Genomic DNA, 14,136 nt, shown 5'->3' on the forward strand with positions numbered 1-14,136 from the left:
ACCACCCCGGCACCACCTCCCCACGGAACAGGAGACACCACCATGACCAACCCCTTCGAGGACCCCGACGCCACCTATCTGGTCCTGGTCAACGACGAGGGCCAGCACTCGCTGTGGCCCGAGTTCGCGGCCGTGCCCGACGGCTGGGTGCCGCGGTTCGGCCCCGACGGCCGCACGGAGTGCCTCGCGTACATCGAGCGGGAGTGGACCGACATGCGCCCCCAGAGCCTGATCGAGGCGATGGGCGCATGACAGCGCGTCGACACCGGGCGGGAGGACCGAGGTGACGGCCACCGAACAGCGCGCGGCGGAGCTGACCGGCCCCGAGCTGGCGGACCTCGCGCGGATCGCACAGGGCCTGCTGGACCGGGCGCCGGGCCGGGTCGACGACCCGGCCTGGGTCGCCGACGCCCGCCGCGCCTGGGAGGAGACCCCCGGCCGGCTGCGCGGACGCGTACGGGAGTTCCGCCGGGACTCGGGCGCCGACGGCAGACTGCTGCTCAGCGGACTGCCGATCCGCCCCGAGCGGCTGCCCGGCACCCCCACCGTCATGGGCTCGGCGCAGCGGACCCCCGCGCTGCCCGCGGCGCTGCTCCTGCTGCTCGCCCACGGACTGGGCGACCCCGCCTCGTTCGCCGCGGAGAAGAACGGCGCCCTGGTGCAGGACGTCGTCCCCGTGCCCGGCCAGGAGGAGTTCCAGGGCAACGCGGGCTCGGTGGAGCTGACGTTCCACACCGAGAACGCCTTCCACCCGCACCGGCCGGACTACGTCCTGCTGCTCTGTCTGCGCACCGACCACGAGGGGCAGGCGGAACTGCGCACCTGCTGCTCGCGCCGGGTGCTGCCCCGGCTGACGGACCGCACCCGCGAGGCGCTGGCCCGCCCCGAGTTCGTCACCGACCCCCCGCCCTCCTTCGGCGGGGGCGGCACCGGAAGCCTGCACGGCGTCCTCACCGGCGACCCGCAGGACCCCGACCTCTGCTACGACGAGTCGGCCACCCGGGCCCTGACCCCCGCCGGCCGCGCCGCGCTCCAGGAGCTGAGCGCGGTGATCCGGACCAGCTACGACGGTGTGCGGCTGCGCGCCGGGGACCTGGCCGTCGTGGACAACCGCGTCACCCTGCACGGCCGGTCCTCCTTCGTCCCGCGCTTCGACGGAGGGGACCGCTGGCTCCAGCGGACCTTCGCCTTCACCGATCTGCGCCGGTCCCGGGACCACCGCCCGGCCGACGGAAACGTGCTGGTGAAGTGAGCGACGAAAGCGAAGGACAGGGAGTGCCGAGCATGACCGAGCCCGACCCGACCACCGTGTTCACCCGTCACGAGTCCCGTGTGCGCAGCTACTGCCGCGGGTTCCCGGCCGTGTTCGAGCGCGCGTCGGGGCACCACCTGTGGGACGTCGAGGGACGGCGGTACACCGACCTGCTGTGCGGCGCCGGCGCGCTCAACTACGGTCACAACCCGCCGGACATGGTCGCCCGGGTGATCGAGCACCTCGCGGGCGGCGGACCCGTCCAGTCCCTGGACCTGCACACCACCGCGAAGGCAGAGTTCCTCACCCGGCTCGCCGAGTCGGTGCTGGCACCGCGCGGTATGGACGACTACGTCGTGCAGTTCCCCGGCCCGGCGGGCACCCTCGCCGTCGAGGCGGCCCTGAAGCTGGCCCGCAAGGTGACCGGACGCTCACGGGTCATCGCCTTCCGGGACGGGTTCCACGGCGTCTCCCTGGGCTCCCTGGCCGCCACCTCCTCACCGCTGCTGCGGTCCGCGGCCGGCACCGCGCTGCACGACGTGACGATCCTGCCCCGCGACGACGAGCGCGACCGGCAGGCCTCCCTCGACGCGCTGGAGCGTGCGCTGCGGCCCGCCCCCGGCACGCGGGCACCGGCCGCCGTGCTGCTGGAGACCGTGCAGGGCGAAGGCGGCCTGAACGTGGCGAGCCCCGCGTGGCTGGCCCGGGTGCGGGAACTGGCGGACGACGCCGGCGCACTCGTCATCGTCGACGACATCCAGGCCGGCTGCGGCCGTACCGGCACCTTCTTCAGCTTCGAGCACGTCCCCGGGCTGCGGCCCGACCTGGTGTGCCTGTCGAAGTCGCTCGGCGGGATGGGCCTGCCCATGGCGGCCCTGCTGATCAGCCGCGACAAGGACGTCTGGGAACCGGGCGAGCACAACGGCACGTTCCGCGGTCACAACCTCGCCTTCGTGGCGGGGACGGTGGCGCTGGAGTACTGGTCCGACCCGCGGTTCACCGGCCAGGTGGCCCGGCTCACGGAGGCGGTCCGCGCCTCGCTCCGGGACATCGTCGCGCGGCTTCCCGAGGGCGCCGCCCAGGTCGCCGGACGCGGCGCGATGAGCGGGCTGCGCTTCACCGGGCCCGAGCCGGTCGAGGACGTGCGCCGCGCGTTGTTCCAGGCCGGGATCATCGCCGAGAGCGCGGGGGAGGGGCGGGTGCTGAAGTTCCTGCCGCCGCTGACGATGCCCGTCGCCGACTGGGAGGAGGTGGCGCTCACCATCGGCGACGTCGTCGTCAAGACCGTCGACACGGCCGTCCACCGGGCCGCCTGACGGCCGGTCACCCCCCCACGCACACACACGACACAGACGAGGACCCACTGTGACCATCGACAACGGCCGCACGGCGCAGGACACGCTCCACGACGTCATCGGCGTCGGGTTCGGCCCGGGCGGCATCGCGCTGGCCGCCGCCCTGGAGGAGGAGGCGCCTGACATCGACTGCCTCTTCCTGGAGAGCCGCGGTGAGGCCGCCTGGCAGCCGGGCATGCTGCTGCGCGGCTCCGACACCCAGCACCACCCCAGCCGCGACCTCGCCACCCTGCGCAACCCGCGCAGCCGCTACACCTTCCTGAACTACCTGCACGAGACCGGCCGGCTGCTGGCCTTCCTCAACGTCCCGGCACACTTCCCGCTGCGCCGCGACTACGCCCGCTACGTGCGCTGGGTGGCCGAACAGCTGTCCTCGTCCGTCGCGTACGACCGCAGGGCCACCACCGTCTCCATCGCGTCCGACCCGGTCCCGCACTACGTCGTGGGCACCGCGTGCGGCCGGACGTACCGGGGACGCGCCCTGGTCGTAGGCACCGGCCGGACCCCGTACGTCCCCGCGGACTTCCGGCCCCACCTCGGCGACCGCGTCTGCCACAGCAGCGAGTACACCTGGCGGCTGGAGAAGCGGCGGGCGGCCGAGGGCGGCCCGCTCGACGTCGCGGTCGTCGGGGCCAGCCAGAGCGCGGCGGAGATCGCGCTCGACCTGCACTCCGCCGCCTCGGGCGACCGGGTCCACGCCGTCATGCGCGGCTTCGGCTACCGGCTGAAGGACACCAGCCCCTTCTCGGAGGAGGCCTACTTCCCCGAGTTCACCGACTACTACTTCAACGCCTCCCGGGAGGCCAGGGCCGACCTGAGCGCCCAACTGCGCCCCAGCAACTACTCCTCCGTCGACCAGGACGTGCTGGAGAGCCTCTACGTACGGCGCTACGAGGACGCTGTCGACGGCGAGGAGCGCATCGTGCTCCACCGCAACCACGAGGTCACCGGCGTCGAGACCGGTGAGGGCCCGGTCCGGCTGGCCCTGCGCGAGCGCCACACCGGGGAGGTGAAGGAGGTCACGGCCGACCTGGTGGTCCTCGCCACCGGCTACCGCGACCTCGGCCCCGCCGAACACGACGAGCCGTACCCGGAGATCCTCGGCCCGGTGGCCGACGGGCTGGCCCTGGACGACACCGGTGTGCTGCGCGTGGAGCGGGACTACTTCGTGCCGCCCCGGCCGGGAGCCGGCGCGCTGCCGCCGCTGTTCCTCAACGGCCTGTGCGAGAACACCCATGGACTCGGCGACGCCGGCTCCTTCAGCCTGCTGTCACTGCGCGCCCGCACCCTGCTGGAGGGTATCCGGCACCGGCTGGGCGCCGGGCGGACGGCGGCCGGCGGCGGCACGCGCGACTGACCGGCCGGGCACGTCCCCGGGGACGGCCGGAGCAACGAAGGCGGCCGGAACGACGAGGGCGGCCGGAAGACGAGGACCGGTGCGTTTCGGGCCGGGCCGGTCCTCGCCCGGCGACCGGGGCGACGCACCACCACGCCTCACCGGTGGAGCCGGGCCCGTGGGGGCCCGGCCGTACTCCTGGGCGGTCAGGAGGCGATGAACTCGGGCTGTACGCGAGGGGGCCACTCGCCGACCGCGAAGACTCCGAGGGCGTAGCCCTTGGAGATGAGCGCGGGCCGGTTGGACACCTTCATCTTCCGCAGGAGGGACGCGACGTGGTACTCGACGCCGCCGCGGCTGAGGAAGAGCCGCGCGGCCAGCTGGACGGTCGAATCGCCGGCGGCGACGCCCTCGAGGACGCGGGCGTGCACGGGGCTGAACAGCTTCTGCCGCGCGGGGGCCACGTCGGGTCTGCGGGTGCCGTCGGGCCGCAGGAGCACCACGATGACCTCCACCCGATCGCTGGCGCTGCCGCGTACGGCGACGCCCGTCAACTCGGCCTGGAACGGCTTGCCCCCGGCGTCCACGACGATCACCTCGTCCGCGAAGCGCGCACTCCGTCCGTCGGCGAGCCGGCCGAACTCGCGGCGGCACCTCTCCCGCACACCCGGGTGCAGGTAGTCCAGGACGTCCCGGCCGAGGACGTCGGCGGGCGACGCGCCGATGTGGCCGCAGAACGGGCCGTTGGCCGCCGCGATGCGCAGTTGGGGATCGAGATGGGCGATACAGATGCCGGACTCCACGAAGACCGACCGGCAGATGTCACTGAAACGTTCCGTGGTGCGGTGGTCGGGTACCACCGTGGTTAATTCCTGGGAAGCGTGACCGGAGTTCACCATGATCGAGAGCGGCCTCTCCTGCCCTGGGAACGGGCGCGATGTGCGGTACGGGGAGCTTCCGGTGCCGACGCCTGCCGCACTCGGAAACGTGTTCGCCAGGCTAATCGGCAGGGGGCCGGAAAGATTGCTCCCCGGTGCACGGTCACTGACCCCAAAGCGCACGAACGGCCCGCCCCACGGCGGCGCTCTCCCTAGGGCTCCGGCGCCGGACCCGGGATGCCGGGGGAGTGGGCCCAGGCCAGCAGTTCGGGGGTGTCCAGTGCCGGTAACCACAGGTCGGCCCGGACGGCGCCGTCGCCCGGTGGCCGGGGGCCGACGCCCAGGACCCGGAGTCCGGCGCGGCGGGCCGCCTCCACGCCGGTCAGGGAGTCCTCGACGGCCAGCGCCCGGTGCGGGCGGACACCGCAGAGCCGGGCCGCCTCGGCGTAGAGGTCCGGGTGCGGCTTCGGACGCAGGCGGTCCCCGCTGTCGGGCGCGACGATGTGCCGGAAGTGCGTGCGCAGCCCGGCCCGTTGCAGGCTGCCTTCCACCACCACTCTCGGGCAGTTGCTGGCCACCGCCAGCGGCAGCCGGGCGGAGAGCAGCCGGACGATCCGGACCGCCCCCGGCATCGTCACCGGGTCGTCGGTGACGAGCTCCAGGAAGTGGTCGAGGAGCGCGGCCGTCAGGCCTTCCGCCAGTTCCGGCTTGTGCACCGACCGCGCCATCAGCCGGCCGCAGTCCTCGTAGTGCAGGCCCGCGGCCTGCTCAGCGAACCCGGGCGGCGGCTGGAGCCCGTACTCCCGGAAGGCGCGGTTGCGGGCCTCCCGCCAGTGGCGTTCGCTGTCCATCAGGGTGCCGTCACAGTCGAAGACGACGGCTTCGGGCGACCATTCGAGAAGATCGTGGGCCGTGGTGTTCACGAGGGCCTCCTACGCGTCCGTACGCATGGCATACGTCTTTCGCGGCCATCCGCAGGAAACGGGAAAGATAGTGGCGGCTACGTTATTTCCGTCACGTCACCTCGGGCAATGACACTATTCAGTGACTCGACGGCACCCGGATCCCGGCGTATGGCCGCGCGCCGGCGACAGCGTGCGGCCGGCGATCGGGGAGCGTCAACACTGGTTCCACCGCACACCAGTTGGCACACGCACGCGGCCGTGCCGCACCCGGCACGGACCGGTGCCCTTTACCACTCGACCGCATTCCCTCTCGAAAGAAATGCGCAATTTACCGCACGCGTGTGACCTGTTTTGCGCCAGGCGTACGCTGGCGCACTAAATTCATGGCCGGCGGAAGAAACCGAGCGAGGGCGGACGGTACGTTGCAGGAACGGGCCAAGGCAACCCGTAGATCACTGCTGGAAGCGGCTGCCCAGCTCTTCGCCGAACAGGGGTACGCGGCCACCAGCGTCAACGACATGAGCGCCCGGTCGGGCCGCACCAGCGGCGCCGTCTACTTCCACTACGCCGGCAAGGAGGGCATCGCCGTCGCCGTCGTCCAGGACCGGTTCGCCTCGTGGTCACAGCTCTCCGCACGCTACGCGGACGAGGCGGTCCCCCCGGTCGAGCGGCTCGTCGCCCTCAGCTACGACATCGCCCGTGCCCTCGCCGAGGACCCGGTCACGCGGGCCGGCGCCCGCCTGTGGGCCGAGCGCGCCACCATCAACGCCCCCCTTCCCGACCCCTTCGCGCTGTGGACCGCCGCCGCCACGCGACTGCTCGCGCAGGCCCGGCTCGCCGGCCACCTGCACGCGCACATCCGCCCCGCCCGCACGGCCCGGACCTTGGTGCGCGCGTTCTTCGGCCTCTGCGCCCTCACCGAGGCGCTGGAAGGCACGGCCGTCCTCGCCGACCGCCTGACGGACTGGTGGCAGCTCACGCTCCCCTCCCTCCGCCCGCACCCACCGCGTGACGAGGACCTGCCGACGGGGCGGTGACGCCCGGCGACCGCGACTCCCGGTGGCCGCGTTTACGACGACGCGTTCACCCGTGCGAGCTAACCGGCCGTCCCGGCTGTGCTTTTGACCATATGGGATGCCTAACCTGGGTGTGCCAGCGGGGAGTCGGCAGCGAGGGCGTCGCACGGTCCGCGGGCTTGGGGGGTGCGGTGGAGGTCAGCGGTGTGCGGCACGCGTACGGCCGTCGTGAGGTCCTGCGAGGCGTGGACCTCCTGCTGCGGCCCGGTGTGCTGGCCGGGATCGTCGGGGAGAACGGTGCGGGCAAGTCGACGCTGCTGAGGATCCTGTCCGGCGAACTGCGCCCGCAGCACGGCACGCTCCGCCATGGAGGCCGCTTCGGCTACTGCCCGCAGGACGTGGTGATCAACGACGCGCTCACCGTGCGCCAGCACCTGGAGTTCTTCCGCGTCGCGCGGGGGCTGCCGGACCTGCGGCATGCCGGGGACGTCATGGACGCGCTGCGGCTGACGGAGTACGCCGACGAGCGTGCCGGCCTGCTCAGCGGCGGGACCCGGCAGAAGCTGAACCTGACCCTGGCCCTGATGCACGACCCGCAGGTGCTGCTGCTGGACGAGCCCTACCAGGGTTTCGACTGGGACACCTACCAGCGCTTCTGGGACCTGGCGGCACGCCTGCGTGACGCGGGCCGCTCCGTCCTCGTCGTCTCGCACCTGGCCTACGACGCCGAGCGCCTGGACGAGCTGTGGCGGCTGAAGGACGGTGTCCTGCACCCCGGGACGGTGGTGCCGGCGTGAGGCGACACCTGCGTCTGTTCGTCACGGCAGCCCGCTTCGACCTCATCGAGCACGCCCGCAACAGACTCGCCACCGTCCTGGTCGCCCTGTTCATCCCCTCCTGGATCAGCCTGGCCCACGCCGTCATCCCCGCCAGGACCGTGACCTTCAGGCTGCGCGCGACCGGCCGGCTCCTCGAGCCCGCGGGCAACCAGATCACGCAGATCACCGGTGCCATCAACGCCGTCACGCTGATCACCGGGTTCATGATGTTCGCCGTCACGTTCAACGGCGGACGCTTCGACCGCCGCCTGGCCATGGCCGGCTACCCCCGCGCCCACCTCGTCCTCGCCAAGACCGCTTCGCTCACGCTGGCCTCCGCCACCATCGCCGCCTATGCCACCGCGGTGATCTGCACCGCCTGGAGCCCGCGCCAGCCGGTGCGGCTCGCCGCGGCCCTGTTCTGCGGAGCCATGACCTACGGAGCCCTGGGCGTCGTCTTCGGCTCCCTTCTGCGCCGGGAGGTGGAGGGCATGTTCGCCCTGGTCATGACCAGCCTCGTCGACGTCGGACTGCAAAGCCCCCTGGCCGGCGGCGGCACCGGAAGCGCGGCCGTACGGTTCCTGCCCACCTACGGGACCATGCAGGCCGCCACCGCCGCGGGCTTCACCCGCACACCCCTGCCCGGCGAACTGGCCGTCCAGATCCTGTGGTTCGCCGGCGCCGCCCTCCTGGGCCTGCTCGCCTTCCACCGCCGCACCAAGGACGCCCTGACCGCAAGACCAGCCTCCCGTCCGCCCTGGCCACGCGGACGCCGGCAGCCGGTGCGCCCGACCCGGGCCACGTCGACGTCCCGCTGACCGACCGTCCCGGTGCGACAGCTCACGAGCGCCTCGCGGGGACACCCCGCGCCCTCGTCGCAGAGCGAAGTCCCGGCCCCCCGCGGGAGCCGGTCGAGCAGAAAGAGTGCACAGATGCTGGTAGGGCGATGGCTGGACGCGGCGGGTGTCACCGATCCCGTCCTCAGGCACTGCTACACGGTGTGCGTACGGGAGCTGGCCGGCGCTGACGGAGGGACCGCCCGCTGGCACGGCCTGCGCAGCGCCCCCGCCGACGCTCGACCGCACGTGGCGGCACTGCTGGCGCACGGCCACCGTGCCGACCTCTGCGTGGACAGGGGACCGGTCGCGGAACGCCGGCGCCGCTTCACCGACTTCGCGGACGCCACCTGGGCGGCCTTCGCCGCCGGCGGCTCCCCCGACCCCGTCCTGCACGCCACGGTCCACACCTACCGGGTCTTCGGTCTGCCGCCGACGGTGGTCGAGGACATGTTCGGCGCGATGCGGCGGGACCTCGACTTCCGTGACTTCGCCACCTTCGAGGAACTGCGCCGGTGGTGCGTGCGGATGACCGGGGGCTCGCTGGCCATGGTCTACCGGGTGACCGGCGCCGTGACCGGACCGGCGGACGAGCCGGCGGTCCGCGCGCTGTCCGTGTGGGCACAGCTGACGGACGCGCTGCGCGACCTGTCGGAAGACCTCGACGACGGACGCCTCTACCTGCCGCTGGAGGACCTCGACCGCTTCGGCGTGCGCGCCGAGGACCTCAAGGCCAAACGCTGGACACCGGCCGTGGCCGACCTCATCGCCTTCGAGGCGGGGCGGGTCACCGAGCAGCTGGCCGAGGCCGCTGAAGTGGACCACGGCCCGGTGAGCGCCCTCCGGCACGCCCAGCAGGAGCACATGGCGCTGGTCATCGCCGCGGTGCTGGCCGCGGGCCGGGACGTCCTCACCCGACCGGTGCAGCCGCCCCTGGGCGCGCTGCTCAACGTGTGGCGCCCCGTCATGCGCGCCGTGATCCCCTGCTGACCTGTGAAAGGACGCGTCATGTCCCGTGCCGTGACCCCCACCGGCGACACGTACGTTCCGCTCCTGGAAGCCGAACTGCTGCGCTGGGCGGGCAGCGGTGACAGCATGCTGGAACTGGCCTGCCTGGACGCGCTGTTCCCCACCGGCAAGCTCCTGCGCCCCGTCCTGTGCGTGGAATCCGCCAAGGCCGTCGGCGGCACCGCCGACCAGGTGCTGGCCTTCGCGGCCGGCATCGAGTGCCTGCACGTCGCCAGCCTCGTCCACGACGACATCGTCGACCAGGATCCGGTACGTCGCGGGCGGGCCTCCACCGCCGAGCAGTACGGCCTCGCCGAAGCCCTCGTGGCAGGTGACGGACTGTCGATGGCGGGAATCGCGGCCCTGCTCGGCTCCGGCCCCGCCGACCGCGTACTGCACGCGGTTCGGGTCACCGTCCAGGCCCTGCGACACATGTGCCAGGGCATCATGCGCGAGACCGAGATCCGCGGCGACCTGACCTGCGGAGTGCCGACCGCCCTGAACGTCATGGAGGCGAAGACCGCCGCGCTGACCGGTGCCGCGTGCCAGGCCGGGGCGATCCTGGCCGGCGCGACCCCGCGACAGCACCAGGCCCTGCGCCGCTACGGGGAACAGCTCGGCATGGCCTTCCAGATCCGTGACGACCTGCTCCCGTACACCGCCGAGGACCAGGCCACCGGCAAGACGGCCACCAGCGACGTCGCCAACCTCCAGCCCACCCTGCCCGTCCTGCTCGCCTACGAAGCAGCCGACGAGGCCGGCCGGCACCGCCTGACCACCGTGTTCCGCGGCGGGACCGACCCCGTCACCGCACACCGGGACCTCCTCGCCGTGCTGACGCGCACCGGTGCTCTCACCGAGGCCGCCCGGATGGCGACCGACCGCGCCGAACGAGCACGCGCCGAACTCACCGGTCTGCCGGCCGCCGGCCAACTGGCCGAACTGGCCACATCAGCGGCCGACCGCCGGCGCTGAGACCGGCCCGGCCGCCGGGAGACAGGAACGGCGCCGTATCGGTACGTCAAGGGACTCGGTCTCATCGGCCGGCCGATTGCGGGCAGACTGGTATCCATGGACACCGCCAAACTCGAACTCGCCGCTCAGCGCTACCTGGAAGCCGAAGCCGCCCTCGACGCGGCGCGCACCGACCTCCAGACCGAAGCCGTCGCCTACCTGCGCACGACCGACGAACGCGGCGCGCAGGCCACCGTCGTCCGCATCACCGGCTGGACCCGCGAGTACGTGCGCAGGCTGGTCATGCACAGCGACGACACCACCGCATGAGCGCGCGCCCGGCCTCTTGCCGCCCCTGACCCGGAGCGGCGGCCGGGAACCGTGGTCCCGCCACAGCCGGCGCCGGCCACCCGCGCTGTCAGTGGCGGATGCGAGGCTGAGCGGATGGACCGTTACGAGGAGCAGCTGCTACGTCGCCGGGTCTACGGCGCCGACCCCGACCAGCCGGGCCCGCGGCCGGACCGGCGCTACGCCGAACTGGTCGGCGGACCGCTGGACGGCCTGCTGCTCGACATCACCGGCTGGACGCGCGAGGAAATCGGCGCCGGCGTCGCGCTGGCCACCGAGCTGGGGCAGTTCGGCGCCGGTGGCCGAGCGCTGTACGACCCGCGTCCCGGCGCCCCGGACCGCCTCGACTGGGCCGGCGACACTCCATGACCTGATCCGTCGTACCGGTGGCCGCATTCGGATGCCCGCGGCAAAGCGCATCGTCCGCAATCACCGGGCGCGGGGATCGCGCCGTCTGGCCTGTTTCAGCCCTTACGTGGCTGTCGCACATTCTTACGGCCGCCATTTACCGAGTGCTCTGAGAATAGGGCGGGTCCCCGTGGATGCGCGGGGTTCCGGAGTTCTGCTGGTGGCCCCGAGACTCCGGGGATAGGATATCGCGCGACGCACGGGAGGGCGGTCGGAGGGGGCGGGGGTGGGGGCGAAGGCACCGTGATCGAGCTGGGAGAACGCGCGACTCGGTGCCGTCCTGCCCGAGTCCGTGAACGCGTGTTCGCGCTCCCTGGTCCGCGGCGGTCACAACTCACCCACAATCTCTTCGCGTGATCGCCGCAAAAAAGCGGTCCACGCGACAGCAGTGGGCTCCTTTTTCTTCCGCGCCGTCCCCTTCGTTTTTCCGACGAGAGAAGTGTGGAGTGTGATGCCGTGAACCGAATCGGCAGAGATTCGCGCCGGTTACCCTGGAGGCTCGCGGAGCCGCCGGCGCGTATCGCGTTATCCGTTCTCTTACTGGCAGGCGGCGCCGTGGGAGCAACGGCCGGGCCTGCCGCCGCCTCGAACGCCGACGGCACGCTCACCGTCGAGGTGCTGCGCGACTTCTTCGGCACCGGCGTGATCAACACGACGATGGACGTACCGCAGCGGGGCATGAAGGTGGAGATCTCCGACCCCGCGGGCCACGTCGTCACCGGCGTCACGGACGCCACCGGGAAGGTCGTGGTGTCACCGTCGACCGTGCTGGACGGCGGCCGGTACCGCGTCGACGTCGGCATCCCGGCGCCGTACGACGGCCATCTGCGGGCGGCGCCCGCGTCGACGGCGGAGAACCACTTCGACAGCTTCACGTCGTTCGTGGACGTGTCGGACGGCAAGAACGCCTCGGTGGTGACCGGGGTGTGGGATCCGGCCGACTACGCGCTGCCGGACACGCGGTACTTCGTACCGGTCCACAGCGGCCCCAACAGCACCGACACCCGCGCGTTGGTGGCGTTCGGGACGAAGACCCGGGGCACGTGTCCCACCGATGTGGCGTGCCCGGCCACGCTCGCCACGCAGGACCAGGTGGGCACCACGTTCGGGCTGGCGTACGACACGCAGCGGGCCCGGCTGTTCCAGAGCGCGTTCGCCCGCCGGTACGCCGCGTACGGGCCGCAGGGCGGAGGCGCGATCTACACGGTGCCCGTCAACGGCTCGGGTGCGCCGGCGCTGTTCGCGCGGGTACCCGACGCCACGGTGACGCGGCACGACACCGCGAACATGGTCAAGGACGCCGCCTTCACCGACGCCCCGGGCAAGGAGAGCATCGGTGGCCTCGCCCTGTCGGAGGACGGCTCCACGCTGTACGCGGTGAACCTGAAGACCCGCAGCCTGGTGAGCTTCGACGCCACCGGGGCCACCGCCGCGGCGCCCGAGTCGACGGTCCCCATCCCGGACCCCGGATGCGCGAGCCCCGACGACTGGCGGCCGTTCGGTCTCCAGTTCCACGACAACACGCTGTACGTGGGCGGCGTGTGCAGCGCGGAGAGCACGCAGCAGCGCGCGGACCTGAAGGTCTTCGTCTCCACCTACGACGGCAAGCGGTTCACCACGGTACTGAGCCACCCGCTCACGTACGAACGCGGCAGCGTCTTCGGTTCCTCCGGCGACAAGGCCATCCACTGGAACCCGTGGAACACCGGCCTGGACACGTGGGACGACCGGAAGGCGGGCAACGTCTTCATCGATCCGCAGCCGGAGCTGTCCTCCCTCGCCTTCGGCCGTGACGGCTCGATGGTCCTCGGATTCCGCGACCGGTTCATGGACGTCCTCAGCTGGGGCGGGCTGGACCCCCGCCCGGGGAACGACACGGCGGAGAACGGCATGTCCGGCGGTGACATCACCATGGTCTGCGCCACCCCCACCGGTGAGTACCAGTGGGAAGGCACCGGGAGCTGCCCCAACCACGCCACCCCCGGCAACAACGGCGGTCAGCCCGCCGATGTCGTCGAATACTTCCCGGGCGACTCCTACGCCAACGTGCACCAGGAGACCGCGCTGGGGTCGGTGGCCTACATCCCGCAGCAGCAGTGGGTCGTCAGCACGGAGTTCGACCCGGTCGTCAACGTCGCGACCTCGGGGACCGGGTACCACGACATCACGACCGGTGAGGGCCCGGGCAACAACCCGACCGCCAACGGGTTCCAGTTCGTCAGCCAGGCGCAAGGCGGCTTCGGCAAGGCCGGCGGGCTCGGTGACATCGCGTACGCCGCGGCGAACGCGCCGATCCAGATCGGCAACGTCGTGTGGTTCGACGGCGACCACAACGGCATCCAGGACCCGGGGCACGTGCTGCTGCCGGGGGCGACGGTCAACCTGCTCGACGCGGACGGCAAACAGGTCGCCACGACCAGGACCGATGCCGCCGGCGAGTACTACTTCGGTGGTGTCGGCGCCGCGTACGAGCTCACGCCGGGCGCGAAGTACACGGTGCAGTTCGACGTGTGCACCGCGGACACGAGCCAGGTGCCCGAGCAGCCCCCGGCCAGCGCACTGAGGTTCACGCTCCCGCGGGCCGGTGCCGACCGCGCGCACGACTCCAACGTGACCCCGCCGACCACCGGACCGCTGTGCAACGGCTACGCGCCCGTCACGGCGCCGGACAGGCCGGGCGGCGTCGATCACACCATCGACGCCGGGGTGTACATCCCGAAGGAGACACCGACACCGACTCCCACCCCGACACCGACTCCCACATCGACGCCGACTCACACACCGGCGCCGACTCCGACGCCGCCCGGGGCCTCCACGCCCCCGTCGTCCGGGCCCTTGCCCAACCACCCGGCCCCGGCCGGTGGAGGCGGCGGTTCGATGGCGGACACCGGTACGTCCGGACTGGCGGAGATGATCGGCATCGTCGGACTGCTGGTGGGTGCGGGCCTGGTCATCGCGTTCGTGACCCGGAACCGTCGCGCCCGGCACCACTGATCGAAACCGCACCACGGTGATCCGCTCG

14 protein-coding genes are annotated in these 14,136 nt (G+C 72.2%); 12 read left to right on the plus strand and 2 right to left on the minus strand.

The features are described 5' to 3' along the window. Positions 1 to 42 precede the first annotated feature (42 nt). Genes ACZ5DC_RS25890 through ACZ5DC_RS25905 form a run of 4 tightly spaced genes read left to right on the plus strand, consistent with a single transcriptional unit; the run spans position 43 to position 3,964 of the window. A complete protein-coding gene (locus ACZ5DC_RS25890; RefSeq protein ID WP_468656476.1) occupies positions 43 to 252 on the plus strand; it encodes an MbtH family protein in 210 nt (69 codons plus the stop codon). A gap of 31 nt (positions 253 to 283) precedes the next feature. Continuing rightward, positions 284 to 1,252, plus strand: coding sequence for a TauD/TfdA family dioxygenase (locus tag ACZ5DC_RS25895; protein WP_468656478.1), 969 nt, complete (start codon positions 284 to 286; stop codon positions 1,250 to 1,252). A gap of 32 nt (positions 1,253 to 1,284) precedes the next feature. Further along, positions 1,285 to 2,568: a diaminobutyrate--2-oxoglutarate transaminase gene (locus tag ACZ5DC_RS25900; protein ID WP_468656480.1), complete on the plus strand. Its 1,284-nt coding sequence runs from the start codon at positions 1,285 to 1,287 to the stop codon at positions 2,566 to 2,568. 49 nt (positions 2,569 to 2,617) lie between these two features. Continuing rightward, entirely contained in the window at positions 2,618 to 3,964 is a 1,347-nt protein-coding gene (locus ACZ5DC_RS25905) for a SidA/IucD/PvdA family monooxygenase (RefSeq protein ID WP_468656482.1), read from the plus strand. A 185-nt stretch (positions 3,965 to 4,149) separates the two neighbouring features. On the opposite strand, the gene ACZ5DC_RS25910 is transcribed toward ACZ5DC_RS25905, so the two are convergent. Together ACZ5DC_RS25910 and ACZ5DC_RS25915 are read right to left on the minus strand one after the other, a co-directional pair. Beyond that, on the minus strand, positions 4,150 to 4,803 hold the full coding sequence (locus tag ACZ5DC_RS25910; RefSeq protein WP_468656484.1) for a LuxR C-terminal-related transcriptional regulator: 654 nt from the start codon (positions 4,801 to 4,803) through the stop codon (positions 4,150 to 4,152). Positions 4,804 to 5,033: 230 nt separating this feature from the next. Further along, complete coding sequence (locus ACZ5DC_RS25915; protein WP_468656486.1) at positions 5,034 to 5,744, minus strand: HAD family hydrolase; 711 nt, start codon at positions 5,742 to 5,744, stop codon at positions 5,034 to 5,036. A gap of 404 nt (positions 5,745 to 6,148) precedes the next feature. Between ACZ5DC_RS25915 and ACZ5DC_RS25920 the strand changes: the two genes are divergently transcribed. The 8 genes from ACZ5DC_RS25920 (at position 6,149) to ACZ5DC_RS25955 (ending at position 14,108) form a co-directional block, all read left to right on the plus strand. Then, complete coding sequence (locus ACZ5DC_RS25920) at positions 6,149 to 6,763, plus strand: ScbR family autoregulator-binding transcription factor (protein ID WP_468656711.1); 615 nt, start codon at positions 6,149 to 6,151, stop codon at positions 6,761 to 6,763. A 170-nt stretch (positions 6,764 to 6,933) separates the two neighbouring features. Next, the gene (locus tag ACZ5DC_RS25925) at positions 6,934 to 7,539 is read left to right on the plus strand and encodes an ABC transporter ATP-binding protein (protein ID WP_468656712.1); all 606 of its coding nucleotides are present in this window, start codon (positions 6,934 to 6,936) and stop codon (positions 7,537 to 7,539) included. Further along, positions 7,536 to 8,378, plus strand: a complete 843-nt coding sequence (locus tag ACZ5DC_RS25930) for an ABC transporter permease (RefSeq protein ID WP_468656488.1) — start codon at positions 7,536 to 7,538, stop codon at positions 8,376 to 8,378. Before ACZ5DC_RS25925 ends, ACZ5DC_RS25930 begins: the two co-directional genes overlap by 4 nt. A 114-nt stretch (positions 8,379 to 8,492) precedes the next feature. Beyond that, complete coding sequence (locus ACZ5DC_RS25935; RefSeq protein ID WP_468656490.1) at positions 8,493 to 9,386, plus strand: phytoene/squalene synthase family protein; 894 nt, start codon at positions 8,493 to 8,495, stop codon at positions 9,384 to 9,386. An 18-nt stretch (positions 9,387 to 9,404) separates the two neighbouring features. After that, positions 9,405 to 10,379, plus strand: coding sequence for a polyprenyl synthetase family protein (locus tag ACZ5DC_RS25940; RefSeq protein ID WP_468656492.1), 975 nt, complete (start codon positions 9,405 to 9,407; stop codon positions 10,377 to 10,379). Positions 10,380 to 10,475: 96 nt separating this feature from the next. Beyond that, complete coding sequence (locus ACZ5DC_RS25945) at positions 10,476 to 10,688, plus strand: hypothetical protein (RefSeq protein ID WP_468656494.1); 213 nt, start codon at positions 10,476 to 10,478, stop codon at positions 10,686 to 10,688. Between the two features lie 114 nt (positions 10,689 to 10,802). Continuing rightward, positions 10,803 to 11,075 (plus strand): hypothetical protein, encoded by a 273-nt coding sequence (locus ACZ5DC_RS25950; RefSeq protein ID WP_468656496.1) that lies wholly within the window; start codon positions 10,803 to 10,805, stop codon positions 11,073 to 11,075. A gap of 594 nt (positions 11,076 to 11,669) precedes the next feature. Then, the gene (locus ACZ5DC_RS25955; RefSeq protein ID WP_468656498.1) at positions 11,670 to 14,108 is read left to right on the plus strand and encodes an SdrD B-like domain-containing protein; all 2,439 of its coding nucleotides are present in this window, start codon (positions 11,670 to 11,672) and stop codon (positions 14,106 to 14,108) included. The last annotated feature ends 28 nt before the right edge of the window (positions 14,109 to 14,136 follow it).

This window comes from Streptomyces sp. NPDC031445 (genome assembly GCF_055581365.1).